This window comes from Chryseobacterium sp. Bi04, from assembly GCF_918698085.1.
Classification (GTDB): Bacteria; Bacteroidota; Bacteroidia; order Flavobacteriales; family Weeksellaceae; genus Chryseobacterium.
Map to the genome: position 1 here is coordinate 246564 of NZ_CAKKLP010000006.1, position 18891 is coordinate 265454.

General features: G+C 37.3%; 16 protein-coding genes. 11 read left to right on the forward strand and 5 right to left on the reverse strand.

Annotation, left to right across the window (positions count from 1 at the left end):
* Window positions 1-150: 150 nt before the first annotated feature.
* From LQV47_RS12280 to LQV47_RS12290, 3 genes are all read left to right on the forward strand, one after another.
* The gene (locus tag LQV47_RS12280; protein ID WP_230037257.1) at window positions 151-804 is read left to right on the forward strand and encodes an NAD-dependent epimerase/dehydratase family protein; all 654 of its coding nucleotides are present in this window, start codon (window positions 151-153) and stop codon (window positions 802-804) included.
* The gene (locus LQV47_RS12285) at window positions 801-953 is read left to right on the forward strand and encodes a hypothetical protein (protein WP_209804973.1); all 153 of its coding nucleotides are present in this window, start codon (window positions 801-803) and stop codon (window positions 951-953) included. Before LQV47_RS12280 ends, LQV47_RS12285 begins: the two co-directional genes overlap by 4 nt.
* A 132-nt stretch (window positions 954-1085) precedes the next feature.
* Window positions 1086-4124 (forward strand): choice-of-anchor I family protein, encoded by a 3039-nt coding sequence (locus LQV47_RS12290; protein ID WP_230037259.1) that lies wholly within the window; start codon window positions 1086-1088, stop codon window positions 4122-4124.
* A gap of 160 nt (window positions 4125-4284) precedes the next feature.
* Here LQV47_RS12290 and LQV47_RS12295 read toward each other — a convergent pair whose 3' ends face one another.
* The gene (locus LQV47_RS12295; protein WP_002977212.1) at window positions 4285-4533 is read right to left on the reverse strand and encodes a NifU family protein; all 249 of its coding nucleotides are present in this window, start codon (window positions 4531-4533) and stop codon (window positions 4285-4287) included.
* A gap of 48 nt (window positions 4534-4581) precedes the next feature.
* Window positions 4582-5688 carry an Mrp/NBP35 family ATP-binding protein gene (locus LQV47_RS12300; RefSeq protein ID WP_230037261.1) on the reverse strand — a complete coding sequence of 369 codons (1107 nt, stop codon included), beginning with the start codon at window positions 5686-5688 and terminating at the stop codon, window positions 4582-4584.
* Between the two features lie 147 nt (window positions 5689-5835).
* On the opposite strand from LQV47_RS12300, the gene LQV47_RS12305 reads away from it, so the two are divergent.
* Window positions 5836-6291 carry a hypothetical protein gene (locus tag LQV47_RS12305; protein WP_230037263.1) on the forward strand — a complete coding sequence of 152 codons (456 nt, stop codon included), beginning with the start codon at window positions 5836-5838 and terminating at the stop codon, window positions 6289-6291.
* Between the two features lie 153 nt (window positions 6292-6444).
* Here LQV47_RS12305 and LQV47_RS12310 read toward each other — a convergent pair whose 3' ends face one another.
* Window positions 6445-8787 (reverse strand): TonB-dependent receptor, encoded by a 2343-nt coding sequence (locus LQV47_RS12310; protein WP_230037265.1) that lies wholly within the window; start codon window positions 8785-8787, stop codon window positions 6445-6447.
* 95 nt (window positions 8788-8882) lie between these two features.
* Between LQV47_RS12310 and LQV47_RS12315 the strand changes: the two genes are divergently transcribed.
* Both LQV47_RS12315 and LQV47_RS12320 read left to right on the forward strand, forming a co-directional pair.
* Window positions 8883-11684, forward strand: a complete 2802-nt coding sequence (locus LQV47_RS12315; protein WP_230037267.1) for a GH92 family glycosyl hydrolase — start codon at window positions 8883-8885, stop codon at window positions 11682-11684.
* Between the two features lie 13 nt (window positions 11685-11697).
* Entirely contained in the window at window positions 11698-12465 is a 768-nt protein-coding gene (locus LQV47_RS12320) for a hypothetical protein (protein WP_230037269.1), read from the forward strand.
* Between the two features lie 45 nt (window positions 12466-12510).
* Here LQV47_RS12320 and LQV47_RS12325 read toward each other — a convergent pair whose 3' ends face one another.
* Together LQV47_RS12325 and LQV47_RS12330 are read right to left on the reverse strand one after the other, a co-directional pair.
* Window positions 12511-13233 (reverse strand): phytanoyl-CoA dioxygenase family protein, encoded by a 723-nt coding sequence (locus tag LQV47_RS12325; protein ID WP_230037271.1) that lies wholly within the window; start codon window positions 13231-13233, stop codon window positions 12511-12513.
* 10 nt (window positions 13234-13243) lie between these two features.
* On the reverse strand, window positions 13244-14494 hold the full coding sequence (locus LQV47_RS12330; RefSeq protein ID WP_230037274.1) for a cation:dicarboxylase symporter family transporter: 1251 nt from the start codon (window positions 14492-14494) through the stop codon (window positions 13244-13246).
* Window positions 14495-15141: 647 nt separating this feature from the next.
* On the opposite strand from LQV47_RS12330, the gene LQV47_RS12335 reads away from it, so the two are divergent.
* The 5 genes from LQV47_RS12335 to LQV47_RS12355 all read left to right on the forward strand — a co-directional run bounded on the left by LQV47_RS12335 (window position 15142) and on the right by LQV47_RS12355 (window position 18849).
* Complete coding sequence (locus LQV47_RS12335; protein ID WP_230037276.1) at window positions 15142-15984, forward strand: hypothetical protein; 843 nt, start codon at window positions 15142-15144, stop codon at window positions 15982-15984.
* 10 nt (window positions 15985-15994) lie between these two features.
* Window positions 15995-16837: a hypothetical protein gene (locus tag LQV47_RS12340; protein WP_230037278.1), complete on the forward strand. Its 843-nt coding sequence runs from the start codon at window positions 15995-15997 to the stop codon at window positions 16835-16837.
* A gap of 10 nt (window positions 16838-16847) precedes the next feature.
* Window positions 16848-17759 carry a hypothetical protein gene (locus tag LQV47_RS12345; protein WP_230037280.1) on the forward strand — a complete coding sequence of 304 codons (912 nt, stop codon included), beginning with the start codon at window positions 16848-16850 and terminating at the stop codon, window positions 17757-17759.
* A gap of 175 nt (window positions 17760-17934) precedes the next feature.
* Entirely contained in the window at window positions 17935-18423 is a 489-nt protein-coding gene (locus LQV47_RS12350) for a BON domain-containing protein (protein WP_230037282.1), read from the forward strand.
* Between the two features lie 6 nt (window positions 18424-18429).
* Window positions 18430-18849 carry an SH3 domain-containing protein gene (locus tag LQV47_RS12355; protein ID WP_230037284.1) on the forward strand — a complete coding sequence of 140 codons (420 nt, stop codon included), beginning with the start codon at window positions 18430-18432 and terminating at the stop codon, window positions 18847-18849.
* The last annotated feature ends 42 nt before the right edge of the window (window positions 18850-18891 follow it).

Consider the following 18891-nt stretch of genomic DNA (forward strand, 5'->3'; position numbering starts at 1 on the left):
TTTAACAGCAATATCTTTACTCTTTACTCTTTACTCTTTACTCTTTACTCTTTACTCTTTATTACTTATTTTTTATTCTTTAAATTAAAATCCCTAACTTTAAAGTAATTCCTATCTCTCATTCGTCTTACAACTATCAATAGCAATACAATGACTCCGATCAAAATAATTCTTACAGGAGCTACCGGAATGGTAGGTGAAGGTGTTTTAATGGAATGCCTGGAAAACCCGAACGTTTCTGAAATATTGAGCATAAGCAGAAAACCTTCAGGAAAGCAGCATTCAAAACTAAAGGAATATCTTGTTTCTGACTTTTTGTCAATAGATATCAATGATGAAAAACTGAAAGGCTATGACGCCTGTTTTTTCTGTGCCGGTATCAGCAGCGTTGGAATGAGCGAGGAAGATTATACTAAAATTACCTACGATACCACCCTTCATATAGCAAAAGCTGTCCTGAATCAAAATCCGCAAATGGTCTTTAATTATGTTTCAGGAGCTCAGACTGATAGTACGGAAAGTGGAAAAATGATGTGGGCAAGAGTGAAAGGGAAAACAGAAAATGCTTTAAAAAAGATGAATTTTAAAGATGTTTACAACTTTCGTCCCGGTTTTATGAAACCTATTGAAGGCCAATTGAATGTAAAATGGTTTTTCAAACCTTTTATTTGGTTTTTTCCTGTTTTTTTACCGTCAAAATCATTATCTTTACACGAAGTGGGAAGAGCAATGATCAATGCTGTACAAAAAGGATACCCAACTTCCACTTTAGAGATTAGAGATATTAAAAATTTAGCGATATGAGAGACATGTTAAAAAGAATTGTTCTGGTTATTTTTGTACTCTTACTCCTGACTGCAGTGTCAGGATTTTTCTATATGCAGCAACACCCTCTGGAAGGAAGTAAATCCGGAAGTATCCTCAATTTTTCCGGTCAGTCTGTCAATAAATAATTCCATGATTTATTAACCTCTATCATATATTTAATATTTTACAAACCTATTTTTTAAACATTTCTTAAAATTCCCTTAAGATAGTTGACAAACATAAAGTTCATTTTTGCATTTATCTAATAAAAGTAAAAAATGATCAACAACTACTTATTAAAAGGATCTGTCATTGCCGCATTCTTCTTTCAAAGCGGGCTTTTCGGACAGACCCTTATTCATTACTGGAATTTTAATAACAATGCTTCTGCAGCTTCCATCACTACACCTTCTTCCACACTGGCTAACGGCTCACTGAATGCGTTGGCGGGTGGCAGCAGTGTCATAGATTTTGCAAATGGTACAGGACAAAACTTCGATATTGGTAATCTGAATGCCAGAAATGGGGATCTCTCCGGAACTCATTTAAGATTTAATAACCCTATTGGGGGTGCATTACAATTTAACCTTCCTACAACAGGGTATGACAATGTGAATATAAAATTCACGACAAGAAGATCAGGCCAGGGAGCAGGAACACAGGCATGGTCTTATTCTACAGATGGAACTACCTTTACTCCCTATCAGACTGTAAATCCTCAGGATGCCAATCCACAGCTCATTAGTTTTGATTTCTCAGCGGTAGCAGGTGTTTCCAATAACCCGAATTTTAAATTAAAAGTTGAATTCTCTGCAACAGGAGGAGGAACAGGCGGAAACAACCGTTTTGATAATTTTACTGTAGATGCAACTTCAACAGGAGGCGTTGACACTCCTCCTCCCACAGTCACGTATTTCCCTACAAACAACACAAATAATGCTTCTACAACTGTTCACCCTACTATTTCTTTTAATGAAAATGTAAGATTGGCAGATAATTCCGCGATTAACGATTCTAATGCACAAAACCTGGTAGAGCTTCGTCTGGGAAACTCTACTGGTACACAAGTTCCCTTTAGTACAGCTTTCAGCAACAATATCATCACCATCATCCCAACTTCCGGCTTAGTGCCGGGGCAGACTTATTATGCAGCGCTTACACCGAATACCATTGAAGATTTCAGTGATAATAGAGTTACATCAGCGACTTCCAGCACCTTTACAGCTGCCGGAACTACAATTTCATTGGATAAGAATTTCATAAAAGTCAATGAAAATACAGGAAACCTGGCATTCAAAATTAACGTAGCCAACCCCTCAACGGCGACAGTTAATTTAGTTGTTAAGCCTGCCCCATTCAGCACAGCTGACAGCAATGATTTTAGTTTAGCCAACCAGACCATCACTATTACACCTTCCACAACAAGTTATACTGTCAATATTCCTATTATTGATGATGCAACGGAAGAACAGCAGGCAGAATATTTTGTGGTAAGCCTCGAAAATCCAACCGGAGCAACCATTTCGGGAGATCATTCTGCAACAGTTTATATTATAGACAATGATAAACCGGCCCCGGCTCCGTCTAATCAGATACAGCTGAATTATATCGGAAGTTTTGATCCTTCAGGAAATAATAACAGTTCCACAGAAATTGTAGTTCACGATCCTTCCACACAGCGTTTATTTACAATCAGCTCTATTACAGATGTGTTTGATATTATTGATTTCAGTAATCCTTCCACTCCCTCGGTTATCAAAACAGTCAATATGGCTCCCTATGGCGGAATTACAAGTATCGCCGTGAAAAACGGAATCATAGCTGCAGCATCTCCAAATACCAATCCGCAACAGAACGGTTCCGTAGTGTTTTTTGATAATAACGGAAATTTCCTGAAGCAAGTTACTGTAGGAGCTTTACCGGATATGATTACCTTCACTCCCGACGGAACAAAGGTGATTACGGCTAATGAAGGAGAGCCAAATGATGCTTACACCGTAGATCCTGAGGGCACCATAAGCATCATTGATATTTCAGGAGGAATTGGTAACCTTACGCAAACTCATGTGACTACTCTTAATTTCAACAGTTTTGATGCTCAGGTTTCAGCCTTAGCAGCAACCGGATTAAGAAAAGTAAGAACCAACAATACCCTTTCTCAGGATTTAGAGCCTGAATATGTCACAGTAAGTGCAGACAGTCAAAAAGCCTGGGTAACGCTTCAGGAAAACAATGCCATTGCAGAAATTGACCTTACCACCCAATCTATTACAGGGATTTGGGGATTGGGCAAAAAAGATATGAGCCTCCCGGGTAATGGCTTTGATGCCTCCGATAATAATGGAGAAGTATTAATTGCCAACTGGCCCGTAAAAGCTTATTACACTCCTGATGCTGTACAGAACTATAAAGTAGGAAATACCCATTATATTGTAACAGCCAATGAAGGGGATGAAAAAGATCTTTCAGGATACAGCGAAAGAACTACAGTAGGTGCTAATAATTATACTTTAGATCCTGCTATTTTTCCTCAGGCCGCTCTATTAAAAGCTACTCATAATTTGGGTAGATTTAGGGTTTCATCGGCTACTGGAAATACAGATGGAGATACAGATTTTGAAGAAATCTCAGCATTAGGGGCACGTTCATTCTCTATTTTCAATACAGATACAAAACAAAGAGCTTATGACAGTGGAGATCAGTTTGAAAGATATATTGCCGCCCATTATTCATTGCTTTTCAATGTTGATAATGAATCCAATGCCGTTAAAAACAGAAGCCGTGCAAAAGGTCCGGAACCGGAAGGGGTAGCCTTAGGAACAATCAACGGACAAACCTTCGCTTTCATTACGCTGGAAAGAACAGGAGGAGTAATGGTTTACAATATTACAGATCCTGATAACCCTACTTTTACAGATTATAAGCATTCCCGTTCTACTTCTGCCTATGGTGGAGATAACGGACCTGAAGGTATTATCTATATCGCCCCTGAAAATATGACAATCCATAAAGGCTATGTTATTGTTGCCAATGAGATCAGTGGTACCTTATCTATCTATGAAGTAGGCCCATCACCCACCCTGGGAACCGGCGAAATAAAATCTGAAACAGCAACATTCAATGTATTCCCCAATCCTGTAAACAAAGGAAATATTCTTTACTTTAACAGAAAACAGGATTATGAGCTGTATGATATGTCAGGAAAGCTGATCGGAAAAGAAAAGAATGCCTTAACCATCAGCACTTCCGGTCTTTCTACAGGAGCTTACCTTGTGAAAACTTCTGAAGGACATCTTAAGAGAATTATGGTAAAGTAATTTACATTTATTATTGAATTCAAAAGCTCCGGAAATACCTGGAGCTTTTACTTTTATGCTTAATGTAAATAATTCATATGACAAACCTGCTTTATATCAACCAATAAAAAAGACAGACCTTAAAAAAAGATCTGTCTTAAAAATATCTCCGATGTAGTTTTTACTCTACGTTGATTACTTTTTCAATTTCCGGGGCATGCTGTTTAATGGTATTTTCAACACCTAATTTAAGAGTTGAAAAATTCAATGAACATCCGGAACAGTTACCTAAAAGTTTCACAAAAACCTGGTTATCTTTCACATCAATAAGCTCAATATCACCTCCGTCCTTATTCAAAAACGGCCTGATGCTTTCCAGAGCTTCCATTACTCGTGTTACTGTATCTTCGTGCGTTATATTTGTTTCCATATTTTTTCAGTTCAATTCGGTTTTTTCAAATGTAATTGAAAGTTATTATTATTTTGCTTTGGGTGAGCATCCTGCCATTGTGGTAATCTTTACCGCTTCAGTAGGAGGAATATTCTTATTTCTTTCTACTAAGCTTTCAACCATTTTTCTTGCCGTTTCTGTATAGATTTCTGCAATTTTAGAGCCCTCCTGAAGCGCTGCAGGTCTTCCTACATCTCCGGCTTCTCTGATACTCTGGATCAAAGGAATTTCTCCCAATACAGGAATTCCAAGATCTTCAGCAAGATACTGTGCTCCCTGGTTTCCAAAGATATAGTATTTATTCTCAGGAAGTTCATCCGGTGTAAAATACGCCATATTTTCTATTAATCCAAGAACAGGAATATTAATACTTTCCATCTGGAACATCGCAATACCTTTTCTTACATCTGCCAGTGCAACATGCTGAGGTGTACTCACAATCACCGCTCCTGTAACAGGAACTTCCTGGATAATTGATAAGTGAATATCACCAGTTCCCGGAGGAAGATCTATTAATAAGAAATCCAACTCTCCCCATGCAGCATCTCTGATCATCTGGTTCAATGCTTTTGAAGCCATAGGACCTCTCCATACAACAGCCTGATTAGCTCCTGAGAAATATCCTATAGAAAGCATTTTCACCCCATAATTTTCAATAGGTTTCATCATGCTTTTACCACCTACATCTACAGAAATGGGTTTTGCTCCTTCTGTATCGAACATGGTAGGTACTGATGGTCCGTAAATATCAGCATCCAATAACCCAACTTTAAAGCCCATTTTAGCCAATGTCACTGCCATATTTGCAGAAACAGTAGACTTTCCTACTCCTCCTTTTCCGGAAGCAATAGCGATAATATTTTGAATCCCGGGAATTTGTTTTCCTTTGATCTGGCTTTGCTGAATTTCACTAGGCTCCGGAGAAACGATTTTAAGTTTTAAATGAACATTTTCTCCAAACTCACTGGCAAAAGCCTGCTTCATTGCAGCCTCCAGTTTTTTCTTTTCATGCATTGCAGGCGAATGAGCGGTCATGTCAATATAAACATCTTCACCCATAATCTGAAAATTATTCACTAAATCGTCTACTTCTATTTCTTTAAGGAAATTTTGAACCTTTTCTTTCGTCAACATATAAATATAAATTGTTTACAAATTTACGGATTTTTTCGGTAATTTAGAATCAATAAAATCTATAATATCAGGTGATAAATCAGATGATTAAAAATTTGTTTGTCCTTTTTTTTATTCTGACTTTTTATCCTTCACACAAAATAATGTATGAGAAATACTGCTTACCCATCCAAATATGCTTCTCACAAAGGAATTTTCAACGTTGGAAAGACCAGGTTCAAATGGTATGACCTTGCCGGAAACCTTTCAGAAATTTCTTCTCAAGACATCCGTAAGGCCCAGCTCGCGATAGAAAATGCCGAAGAAAATTTTCAGGAAATAGATGACCTTGGCTTTGTCATCATGCACCGGTGTGGTGAAAACTACCTTCTTTTGGTCTGCACATGGCGAAGTGAAAATGAATTATGGGAAAGTGTATACCATGACGGCTCAGGAACATTTGAAATCTGGAACAGAAATAAAACCCATCTCCCCACTTACTGTGTCTGGGAAATGGGAATTGTATATTATGAATCCCGGGCATGGAAAAAATACCTGGGTTCCTCAAGGGAAGAAGCCTGTAAAGAAGAATATCTTCAAGATTTCTTTGAGGGAGAAGTATAGATATTATTCCGGATTTTTTTTGAAAGCTATTTTTGCTAACCTTATGCTAAACCTTATAGGTTTTGGAAACCTATAAGGTTTGAATTTAAAAGAATATCCAATAATTTTCAGCCATCAAGTCCAATAACAACTGACTTTTTCAAGCTTTCTTTCCTAATTTGCTCTGTTCTTTTCATCAAAATTTACATTACGGCTGGCTCCTTTTACCTTTTTATTTCCAAAAGTATAGGTAGCCGATACTGTCAGTCTTCTGGCATCATAATAATTATTGTAAGAATGGGTTCCTGTTGTATAATAAATTTTGCCAACACTTTTTCCCTGCTTAAAAATATCGGAAACCATTACATTCACCTGAAGGTTCCTTTCCATAAAGCTCAACTTAAGCCCTGACGTAAAATTTCCGGCAAAATCCATATATACATTCCCTGAATTTGAAGGTAACCGGAACCAATAATTGAGAATCAGCTGAATGGTTTTGTTCCTATTAAGTGATAGAGTATTCTGAACATCGAAATCATAGCTGTTTCCTTTTCTGGAAACGGCATCGGTTGCAAAAACATCCGTATTCATATAAGAATAATTAGCTGAATAATTAGCTTCCCATCTTTTGAAAAAAGTATCTGAATAGTTGAGTGAAATTCCCATACTGTTTTGATTGTAGTAGTTTTCAAAAGTACTGATCCTGTTTTCATTTTTCAGGTTGGCCAGCTGACCAAACGCGTCCAAAGTTCTCTGAAAATAAGCAGATGCTGAGAGTTTTCCCTTGTAGACATAGGAAAATTCAAAATTATGATTGATAGAAGGCTTCAGAAATGGATTTCCGGTAAAGTAAGAATTGATATTGATGTACCAGCGGTATGGATTGATCGCCCGGAATCCGGGCCTGTTGATCCTTTTGGAATAATTAAGATTGAAGGTATGGTTTTCATTATTTTTATAGGTAACATAAGCCGTTGGAAAGAATTTTCCATAAGAATTCTCTGTCTGCTGTCCTGAGGTTAAAGAATTTCCGTTAACAACAGAGTATTCATAGCGGAGACCTGCTTTTGCAGACCATTTTTCATTGAATGATTTTTCAAGGCTGATATAGGCAGCATAGTTTTTCTCATTATATTCAAACTGATTGCTTTTTAATGGATCTGTCACATAATTTCCATTGATGAGATTCTGATAGGATATATTGGAATTATTATCAAAATTAGTGAACTTCACGCCTGTTTCGGTTTTTGCAAACTGATAGGGTAAAGTAAGATCAGCCTGCCCGGAATAGATTTTATAATTTACCGTTGAAGGAGATTTTACCACAAAACGGTCTCCCAGACTCTCCGTTGTTGTAAAATCAATGGTCGTTTCAGGAACATTGGAGAAATAATTTCCTGTAATACTTAGCTTATGATCCTGTTTCCCGAACTTCAGATCATAATAGGCACTGGCTGTATGCTGCTTACCTGTCGCTCTGTGTTCTGCATAGGTAAGCAGTGTATTCGTATAGTTGTCATTCTGAAAATAGTTCGACGTATTGGTGATATTCATATTGGAGTGGCCGAATCCATAATCATAGATAAAGCCTACATTTGATTTATTGCTCAACTGATAATCAACGCTTACGTTAGCGCCCAGCCCGTGACCAAAATCTTTTCTGTTATCATTACTTTTAAGACCATCGGCCCCTTCTATCCAGTAATTTTCGTATGAATGTTTGTCATATTTATTCTGTCTTAATTTCAATGAAGAACGTAACTTCTCGTTCTGATAATTGACCGTTACACTATTGGAAGTCCCTGTATAAGTTTGCTGCTGAAGACTTGTTGTAAGGCTCCCACTCCATCCCAGATTCTGATTCTTCTTTAACACAATATTGATCAGTCCGCTGTTTCCCTGTGCTTCATATTTTGCAGGAGGCGACGTAATAACTTCTATTTTTTCGATATTTTCAGATCGAAGGCTTTTCAGATAGGTCACAAGCTCAGTAGGTGAAAAGTTCAGTATCCTGTCGTTCACCATTACTGACACTCCACTTTTTCCAACAATGGAAACTCCTGTATTATCATCTATTTTAACCAATGGTGTGGTTGCAAGGGCATCTGCCCCATCCATTCCCTGTGAGGCAAAGGAATTGGCAACATTGAAAACCAGTCGGTCAGCCTTTCTCTCAATCAGTTTTTTTCTGGCGGTAAGACTAATCCCTTCAATCTGTTTTTCTTTCTTTTTTTCAATAAAAAAATCCTGTTTCAGGTCTCCATTTACCGTAATATCCTTATTGAATACTTCCACACCCTCTTGTATAAGCTGTATGTGGTAATTTCCTTTCTCCAAAAGCTTCAGTGAATAATTTCCTTTTTCATCCGAAATAACAGTCTGTTTCTTCTCACCTTTGGCAGCTACCACTTCAACGTAGGAAACGTCATTTCCGGTTTGTGTGATCTTTCCCGTTATACTTTGTGAAAAAGCAATTGCCGGAAGCAGGAGTATTCCTGACAGAAATATTTTCTTCATGAATTATTATCGTTTTTTATAGGACAAGCTATACCCTTCTTTTATTACATCTGTTTTACCGTTTTTCAATATATTCGCTATTATAAAATTAGAATATGAAAAAAAGGCTCATCACGTTTTCTTTATTTATGACCCAGCTTATTTCCGCTCAGAACTATTCACAGTATGTCAATCCGTTTATAGGAACAGGAGGTCATGGTCATACATTTCCCGGGGCTATAGTTCCTTTCGGGATGGTACAGCTTTCTCCGGATACCAGAATAGACGGAAGCTGGGACGGATGCAGCGGATATCATTATTCGGATTCGGTGATCTATGGTTTTTCCCATACTCACCTGAATGGAACCGGGGTTTCTGATTACGGAGATATTATGCTCATGCCTACGATGGGCAATCCGAGTCTGAATAGTAAAGACTATTCTTCAAAATTTTCACATAAGAACGAAAAAGCTACTGCCGGATTCTATACTGTAAAATTAGATAAGAACAACATCAACGTCCGCCTTACCACGACCAAAAGAGTTGGTTACCATGAGTATACTTTCAATAATGCCGGAAATGCTAATATTATTCTGGACCTCAACCATAGAGACAAGTTACTGGAAGGTGAAGTAAAAATCATTGACAATAAAACCATTGAAGTTTTCAGGAGAAGTGAAGCCTGGGCAACCAATCAGTATATCTACTCCAGAATTGAATTTTCTAAGCCTGTGAAAATCTCTAAGAAGGAAGTTAACGGAAAACAGGAAGCCAACCTGTATACCGGAACAAAACTGGCGTTGGCCTTTTCTGCTGATGTTAAAAAAGGAGAAAAAATCAATATAAAAGTTTCCATTTCTCCTACAGGCTATGAAGGGGCAGAAAAAAACATGCTGGCAGAAGGACAGACGAATGATTTTGAAACAGTAAAAAAACAGGCTGAAACGGATTGGGACAAAGAGCTTTCAAAAATAGAGGTAAAGTCTGATGATAAAAACAAACTTTCTGTTTTTTATACGGCATTGTACCATGTTTTCACACAGCCTAATATCAATATGGATGCTGATGGAAAATACAGAGGCCGTGACAATAAATTGTACACAGCCAAAGACTTCGATTACTACACTGTATTTTCGCTTTGGGATACCTTCAGGGGAGCACATCCTCTGATGACTTTAATCGACAGAAAGAGAACTGCCGATTTCGTCAATACCTTCGTCAAACAATCTGAACAGGGAGGAAAACTTCCTGTATGGGAACTGTCTTCCAATGAAACGGAATGCATGATCGGTTATCATGCTGTTTCTGTAATTGCCGATGCTATGGCTAAAGGAATCCAGGGGTTTGATTACGAAAAAGCTTTTCTGGCGTCTAAAAATTCTGCGATGCTGGATATTTTTGGGTTGAATGCCTACAAGCATAATAATTACATCAGCATCGATGATGAGTCTGAGAGTGTTTCCAAAACGGTAGAATATGCCTATGATGACTGGTGTATTGCCCAAATGGCTAAAATTTTGGGTAAGAAAGAAGATTATCAGTATTTCATGAAACGTTCTCAAAACTGGAAAAACCTCTATAATCCTACGAACGGATTTATGCAACCCAGAAAGAATGGAAAATGGTATGAACCTTTCGATCCGAGAGAGGTAAACAATAATTATACGGAAGGAAATTCATGGCATTATTCGTATTCCGTGCAACAGGATATTCCGGGTCTTATTGCAGCTCATGGCGGAAAGGAGAAATTTGAAAAGTTCATTGATGCCATCTTCACCGCTCCGGATAAAACAACAGGCAGAGAGCAGGTAGACATTACAGGGTTAATGGGCCAGTATGCGCAGGGAAATGAACCGAGTCATCATATTGCTTATCTCTACAATTTTGTAGATAAACCTGAAAAAACAGATGCTAAAATTAAATACATCCTTGATAATTTCTATAAAAATACACCGGACGGACTTATTGGAAACGAAGACTGCGGTCAGATGAGTGCCTGGTATGTGCTAAGCTCAATGGGAATTTACGCTGTAACCCCGGGATTACCCGAATGGGAAACCACTACTCCTTATTTTGATGAGGTTACCATTCATCTTGAAGACGGAACTACGAAAACCATTACTAAAAATACAGGTAAGGCAGCACTTAAAAAACTGGGATTTGAGAATGTAAAATCATTTAAAGATTTCAAATATGATCAGATTACAGCTTCCCCGATCATTTCAGCTGACCGTATTTTTGACTTTTCCACAAAGGTTGAGATTACTCCATTACACCCCGGTGATAAAGTGTATTATATGACTATGGATGAAAGTGAAGCCAATAAAAGAAAAACATTCATTCCTTATAAAGGACCTTTCTCTATCACGAAAACGACTCAGGTTATCGCTTATGCCGAGAAAAATGGTGAGAAAAGCTCTGCGACAGTAGCCAATTTTAACAGAAGACCGAATTATTGGGATATCAACATCCTTTCAAAAGCTACTCCTCAGTATACAGCTAATGGAAAACTGGCATTAATTGATGGAATAAGAGGGGATATCAACTGGCGAAAAGGGGAATGGCATGGATATCAGGGGCAGAATTTTGAAGCAATTATTGATTTCCAATCTCCTCAGCAGATCACAAAGCTATCTTCTACCTATCTTCAGGACAGTAAAGCCTGGATCCTGATGCCCAAAAAAGTAGAATATTATGTCTCCATGAACGGTAAAGACTTTATTCTTTTGAAAACAATAGATAATATGATCGATCCTAAAGATGAAAAAGTTCAGATACAAGACTTTACAACGGAAATACTTCCTACCGAAGCCAGATATCTCAAAGTAAAAGCTTATTATTCCGGAAAACTTCCGGAATGGCATCAGGGAGCCGGAGGTGAGGCTTATATTTTTATTGATGAAATTTCCGCAAAATAAAACTATACTATCAATGAAAAAACTATCGTTATTTATTTTTTTACTTTTAAGTATTGCAAAAGTATCTGCCTGCAGCTGTATGGGCATGTCCCTTTCTCAAAACTATCAGGATGCTGATGTAATAGGTGTTATCAAAATAGTAAAAGTATATGGTCAAAGTAAAGAATACAGAATGTATAAAGCTGATATTCAGTTCGAAAAAGTTTTTAAGGGAAAAGCATTCAAAACAATCAGGGTAAGCGGGGTGATTGGAAAATCATCATCTGCAGCATGTGAAATGAATCTTAAACCTAAAGAAAGATACCTGATCTTTTTAGATAAATCCGGTAATGATCATTTCGTCACATTTTGTACTCCAAAGTCTAAACTACAAAATATAGCAACAGAAAATGAGCATTCAAGGTTTGAACATTTGGGTAAAAAGATTTCTTATTTAGAAGAAAATAAATCAGGTTTTCAAGATCTGCAGTTTGCTACCTGCTACGAGAAAACTCCAACCGGTAATAAATCTGATTTATCTAAGATCAGCGATTTCAGCCCAAAGCAGCAATTTGCAGTTTATAAAGTAAAAGTGAATAATTTATCCGAAATTCAGGAAGTTACACCTATTGCAGGTTTTGGCAGTAAAGAGGAAACTATCAAAAATATTCTGAAAACGAAATTTAAAGTTGACGTATCAAGGACTTCATCAGAAGCTGAACAAAAAGAATTTCTACTGTTTTTCTGTTACGATAAGGAAAGTATTGAAGACCCTGACAGTGAAGTAGTGTACAGTGATTAGAGCTAAACAACCCCTCTTAAGAATTTGAAGAGGGGTTGTTTTTTATCAATTCATTCTTTCAGACCATTGCAGGACTTCCGGAAGTTCCATGTCAGAAAATTCTATGTGTATCACTCTTCTTTTCCTTCCGTTGGTTGTCCTGTTGGAACCATGAAGGGTAAGAGGTTTCATAATCATAATCCCCCCTTTTTCCACATTGCCTATTTCTTCAGTTTCTACATTCCAATCAATTGTTTCAGGTCTGTAAATTCCTTTGGAATGGGATTTTGGAACCACTTTTAGGGCTCCATTATTTTCATCCGTATCATCCAGATGAATCCTGAGGGTATAGATATTTTCTAAAATATTCAACGGAGGCTGAACGGCAAACTGATTTTGTTTTGTAGTCCAGGGTCCAAACCCCTGTAATTCCAGTTTTTTATCCACAGAAATAGTGAGATCCTGATGATAGGCCACGTACCAGTTGGAGGTTTCAGGTTTGTCAAAATAAATGCTTTTTACCACAAAATATTTTCCGCCAAAGATTTCATTAACTACTCTTTTAATATTTTCATTAAAGATGAGGTCTTTAATTTCCGGAAGTTCCTTTAAAAACTGTCTTATGGCAAACAGGTCTTCAGATTTTCTGAAGTTCTCTCTTGAGGTGTCTATGTTGTTGAGAACATTGATTATTTCGCCAACTTCCTCCTCTGAAAAAATAGTGTTTATAACAGTAAAGCCATATTCAAGAATATGGCTTTTATATATTTCTAAGTTTTTTAAACTCATTGATAAATCTTTAAATTTTATCTAAGGGCTCAGTTAGCTGTCCTTCCCACTTAGAGACTGCAGAAGTAGCCAGCGTATTTCCTAATACGTTTGTCATACTTCTTCCCATATCACAGAAGTGGTCAATTGGCAGAATTAAAGCAATCCCTTCCGGTGGAATACCAAACATGGAACAGGTGGCCACAATAATCACCAGTGAAGCTCTTGGAACACCGGCAATTCCCTTTGAAGTAAGCATTAATACTAACAGCATCGTGATTTGCTGTCCCAGTGTCATTTCGATTCCGTAGATCTGGGCAATGAAGATAGAGGCAAATGTCATATACATCATACTTCCATCCAGGTTGAAAGAATATCCTAAAGGCAGAATAAAAGATACTACTCTGCTGTTACATCCGAATTTTTCAAGCTCTTCCACCAATTTTGGGAATACAGCTTCCGAACTTGTGGTAGAAAACGCAATCAATAAAGGCTCTTTAATTCTTTTCAACAAATCGAAAAGACGGTTTCCTAAGATCAGATACCCTACCAGTAAAAGAACCAGCCATAGAACTCCTAATGCAAAGAAGAAGTCTCTTAAGTAAATGGCATAGACTTTAAATATTTCAAATCCATTGGTAGCCACTACCGCTGCAATAGCTCCTAATACTCCAAAAGGAGCAAACCACATGATATATCCCACCATTTTAAGGATAGCGTGGGCAATAATATCGAAAAGTTTAACTACAGGCTGAGCATATTCTTCGCCCAGATTGGCCAAAGCCACACCAAACATGATAGCAAATACTACAATCTGCAATACTTCATTGGTTGCAAAAGCCTCGAATAAACTTTTAGGAATCATATGTTTCACAAAGTCTTCCATAGAAAAACTTTTACTGCTTTTCAGAAGGTCTTCAGCAGAAGCAACGTCCTGGATAGGCAACTTTGTAACATGCCCCGGTTCCAGCCAGTTTACCAGCATCAGCCCTATAAAAAGGGAAACCAGAGAAGCAGAAATAAACCAAAGCATGGCTTTTGTTCCTACCCTTCCAATCATTTTGATATCACTCATTTTGGCTATCCCAACAACCAGAGTGGTAAATACCAGTGGTGCAATGATCATCTGTACCAATCTGATAAAAACAGTTCCCAATAATTTTATATTCTTGGAAAAAGGTTCCGCACTTTCCGGATATTTTACATGTACTATTCCTCCAATTCCTACTCCCAGGATAAGTGCAATGATAATTGCTATAAAAAGTTTATTCTGTCCTTTCATATATAGTTCAATTTGCGCAAATATAATGGTTTTTCAGTTGGCATAAGATTTTCTTCAAAACGGATTAATTTTTGGGGAGGATTTTAATAACCTTTCGGCTATTCAGGAAATATAAAAAAGAAAAGATTGGTCATAATGTATTCAACTAATCATCAGTCAACTAAAAGGATATTATTTCAGTACTAAAATCTACAAGTATCTCGAAATATATCGATTCACTATTTTTTGATTGACTGCAAAAAATCATCAGTTTTGCATAAAATATATTACAAAACAGTTAGAACACAACGTTTACATTGAAAAGATTCTAAAAACACATTAATTACAAGAAATTAAATTTATTACGATGAGTACCATATCTGATTTTAAGAACATGCTGTACAATTAATTTTAACCTTTAAACTTTGCGTATTCCCTCTAATGCAATAGTTTAAAGGTATTGCATCAATTAAATCAAAATATTATTCATCAGATTAATGTACATTTTTTGATTTTTAAAACCAGTTTATAAAATTTTTAAAATAAACTGGTTGATAAGTAATGATTAACAACCTATTAAATTTAATTAATTACTTCAAATTTTACACAAGAATATGGAAAAAAAAACACGCAAAATATTGCTACTTCCCTTTTGTTTTTTTATAAATGTGTTTAATGCACAAATTGGTATAGGAACAAATAATCCACAAGGAATGTTTCACGTAGACGGAGCCAAGGATAATCCAACTTCAGGAATACCAACACCCACACAGCTTTCCAATGATATTATCATAAATAAAGCAACGGGCTTTATTGGAGCGGGAGTTCTTACTCCTCAGGTTCAGCTAGATATGAGATCAGCGGCAAATGAAAATTCTCTGGGTATAGGTACTACCACTATGCCGGCAAGCGCAGCAGGTGCAGGTGCCGTACGCTATGATGTAAATAATACACCAGTAGGAGCCAAAATTGAAGTCTCTGATGGTACGGTGTGGCATAAAGCTTATGTTGCCCCTCAAAAGGCAGTGATAGTGGTTCGTAAGATTGCAAGCCAATCAATACCAACAGCTTCGGCAACCACTATTATTAATTGGAATGAGGTACGCGACATGAGTAATAGCTTTAATCCTAGTTCAGGAGAATTTACTGCTCCCCGTAACGGAACCTATACTTTTTTACTAACATTTAACTTTAACGGTACTGTTATTACTGATGGTTCCAGAGTAGAATCCCAGTTTTATAATCCTGCTACAAGCACCGTTCTGGCGAGTGTCTATAAAACTTTCGGTCAATCTATGACCGGTTCATCTGATGATGCTAATGCTACACGCTCCACACAGGCTGGAGGATCAAGTACTGTTACTCTTACGTTGGATGCAGGAACCAGGGTGAGCGTCAGATTATATCAAAACCTTTCTTCAAGTGCTATTCCTCTTAGGGTTACAACTGACTCTTCAAATCCTGCAAATCCAGATGATGGGTTTAATAATTTAACAATAATAGAACATTAAGATATAGAGTATGAAAATCAATATAATATATAAATTATTCACTTGTGCTTTACTTTTCTCTATAATTAAAATAAGTGCACAGGTAGGTTTTTTTATTCCGAATCCTACACAACCGTTACATATTGACGCAGGAAAAGATGATGGCTCTGCACCTGATGCCACAAAAATATCTAATGACATCGTTGTTACATCAACAGGGCAGTTAGGTGTTGGCCTTTTAAATCCGGTTACTAAGGTTGACCTCCGATCTGCGGGTAACGAGAGAATTATTGGCCTGGGCACTAATACCCAAAGCCCTGCAGCAGCAGGTGGAGGGGCTATACGTTACAATTCCGGTGGATTTTTAGAGTATTCTGATGGTGAGCAATGGATAGCATTACCACTTACTCCTCCCACTAAGGCCCTTGTAAATGCTAATAAAAGCGCTACCCAGAGCATTCCAACTTCTACATCAACAGTGATTACCGGTTGGGCAGAAACAGTTGATTTAGGTGCTGGTACCGGCGGAGATTTCGATCCTTCCAGCGGAATTTTCAAAGCTCCACGCGATGGGTTCTATTTGGTTTCTTTTAGCATCACATTGGCTAATGGGAATATCCCTAAAAATACATTTATAGAAACGGCAATAGAAAGCAGCCAAAGCTCTAATAATATTCCGGTATTTAAAACAATAAATTCTTATCCTGCTTTTCAGGCTGGTGCAGTAAGTAATTATATAAGTGGAAATTGTAATGCTATTTTCAATCTTAAGAAAGATGATACTATAAAGTTTAGCGTAAGGCATAATATCGGCAGCGCGCGAAACACACTAAATGACAGCAAATTGAATAATTTAAGCATCAGCGAATTATAAAAAACAGGTAATGATGGTATCAAAAAATAAAATAAAAAGATGTATTAGTACTTTACTTACTGTATCACTTACAGTGACCTGTATCAATGCTCAAATAGGAATTGGAGTACCCAATCCGGCAAATCCTGTAGAAATTAAAACAAATGCAGGCAATATTGTAGTTGATAATTCCGGAAGAATGGGGGTACTCGTTGCCAATCCAAAAGTAGCCATGGATCTTCGCAGTGGTACCAATGGCTCTGTGGCTATCGGGAATACAACGAAAACAGCTGCCGAGGCAGGCGCAGGCACATTACGATATGTTGCAAGTCCTGCCATTGGGGTAAAAGGCTATTTAGAATTTTCCGACGGTTCCAGTTGGGTTAGTTTTTTTCCTAAAGGAAAACCCCGTATTATCGTAATGGCAAGTAAGATTACTCAGGATACCTATGTATTTGAAAGTGCGGTACCTTCGGAAATAGGGACTAAATCTGGTGTGGTTCAAAGAAGATCTTCCTATTTAACTAATTGGGCTGAAAAATTAGATTCTGATTCAGGGGTACCAACGGCTAATTTTACACCGGCTACAGGTGAATTTATAGCACCACGTGATGGTGTATACTTTGCGACTTTTACTTACGCATTACAATCCAGTCAGGTGAATACAGGGGCTAACAATCAAACAGAAGCCATTTGGGAAGTTAGAAATCCGGCGGGTACTATCACTCAAAGGGTAAAAACCAATAACGGATATGCTTCCGATACGGGAGGGAGCCCTAATGCAGTACCTGTAGGCTCGGCTTGTACAGTAAGTGTATATTTAAATAAAGGAGATAAATTAAGACCTTTTGTTTGGATTACAGTAGCATTTGACGGAACAGTCAGCCAATTTGATATTTCAGGAAACGGAGCCTATAATTCTCTTACCATAGTTGAACAGTAAAAAACATTCTGTAATTAACCGGAAGTACCTTAGAAAAGATTTATACGTTTAAAATTAAATCCCTGATATATAAAATATTGTAAAAAATTTAAGAAACATTTATTGATTTTTTATTCTTTTGGTACAAATTTTATTATTACATTTGATTGTATAACAACATTAATAAATATACAATATGAAAAAAACTATCGCAATGGCTGCATTAGCTGTAGCTGTATCTTTCGGAGCAGTTTCTTGTAAAAAGAAAGTATCTGATGCCGATCTTCAGACTCAGGCTACAACTGTAGTAACTTCTAATCCCAATGCTTCTGTTGAAGTAAAAGAAGGTGTAGCTCACTTAAGCGGAACTTTTGCAGATCAGCAGTCTAAGGATGCAATGATCACACAATTAAAAGCGATCAGTGGAGTAAAAGACGTAATGGATATGTCTACTATAGCAGCACCTGCGCCTGCAGCACCAGTGGAAACTGCATCAGCTGTAGACCCTGCTGTTCAGAAAAAAGTTCAGGATGCTGTAAAAGATTTTCCAACTGTAAAAGTAGAAGTTGTAAACGGACAGCTTACTCTTACAGGAAATGTTTCAGGTTTACAGGCAAGAAAGATCAAAGAATCTGTAGATGCCCTGAAAATTGGAAAATATAACAATAACCTAACTGTAAAATAATTTAAGATGAGCGAATTACAAAATAAATATTCAAGTGTAGTTTCAGCAGCTCAGTCTGCAGGAATTTCAAACCTTCAGGTTCAGGAGCAGGACGGAATACTTTATGTTTCCGGAAATGCTTCAAGCACCGCTGCAAAAGATGCAGTATGGAACGCTTTAGGTGCTATTGACTCTACCTATTCTTCTTCAGATATCAATATTGATGTACAGGTAGCAGGTCTTGCTGCAGGTGCTTCTCTGACAATAGCAACAGAGGATTCTAACCTGAATATCAGACAAGAGCCTTCTACGGAAGCTGCTGTTGTAGGAAAAGCAGCAAAAGGTTCTTCAGTAACTTTAATTGAGCAGACTTCTGACGACTGGTGGAAAGTGAAAACTGCTGACGGTCAGGAAGGATATGCGTATTCAAGATATTTGAGAGCATAATTTAATTTTACGAAAATTAATTTCAGAAATATACTGAGAAAC

Bases quoted from the DNA above. Each gene is read 5' to 3' on its own strand.
- LQV47_RS12310 (WP_230037265.1), bottom strand. From the start codon at position 8,787: ATGAAGAAAATATTTCTGTCAGGAATACTCCTGCTTCCGGCAATTGCT.
- LQV47_RS12340 (WP_230037278.1), top strand. From the start codon at position 15,995: ATGAAAATCAATATAATATATAAATTATTCACTTGTGCTTTACTTTTC.
- LQV47_RS12290 (WP_230037259.1), top strand. From the start codon at position 1,086: ATGATCAACAACTACTTATTAAAAGGATCTGTCATTGCCGCATTCTTC.
- LQV47_RS12325 (WP_230037271.1), bottom strand. From the start codon at position 13,233: ATGAGTTTAAAAAACTTAGAAATATATAAAAGCCATATTCTTGAATAT.
- LQV47_RS12330 (WP_230037274.1), bottom strand. From the start codon at position 14,494: ATGAAAGGACAGAATAAACTTTTTATAGCAATTATCATTGCACTTATC.
- LQV47_RS12295 (WP_002977212.1), bottom strand. From the start codon at position 4,533: ATGGAAACAAATATAACGCACGAAGATACAGTAACACGAGTAATGGAA.
- LQV47_RS12345 (WP_230037280.1), top strand. From the start codon at position 16,848: ATGATGGTATCAAAAAATAAAATAAAAAGATGTATTAGTACTTTACTT.
- LQV47_RS12355 (WP_230037284.1), top strand. From the start codon at position 18,430: ATGAGCGAATTACAAAATAAATATTCAAGTGTAGTTTCAGCAGCTCAG.
- LQV47_RS12320 (WP_230037269.1), top strand. From the start codon at position 11,698: ATGAAAAAACTATCGTTATTTATTTTTTTACTTTTAAGTATTGCAAAA.
- LQV47_RS12285 (WP_209804973.1), top strand. From the start codon at position 801: ATGAGAGACATGTTAAAAAGAATTGTTCTGGTTATTTTTGTACTCTTA.
- LQV47_RS12305 (WP_230037263.1), top strand. From the start codon at position 5,836: ATGAGAAATACTGCTTACCCATCCAAATATGCTTCTCACAAAGGAATT.
- LQV47_RS12280 (WP_230037257.1), top strand. From the start codon at position 151: ATGACTCCGATCAAAATAATTCTTACAGGAGCTACCGGAATGGTAGGT.
- LQV47_RS12315 (WP_230037267.1), top strand. From the start codon at position 8,883: ATGAAAAAAAGGCTCATCACGTTTTCTTTATTTATGACCCAGCTTATT.
- LQV47_RS12300 (WP_230037261.1), bottom strand. From the start codon at position 5,688: ATGTTGACGAAAGAAAAGGTTCAAAATTTCCTTAAAGAAATAGAAGTA.
- LQV47_RS12350 (WP_230037282.1), top strand. From the start codon at position 17,935: ATGAAAAAAACTATCGCAATGGCTGCATTAGCTGTAGCTGTATCTTTC.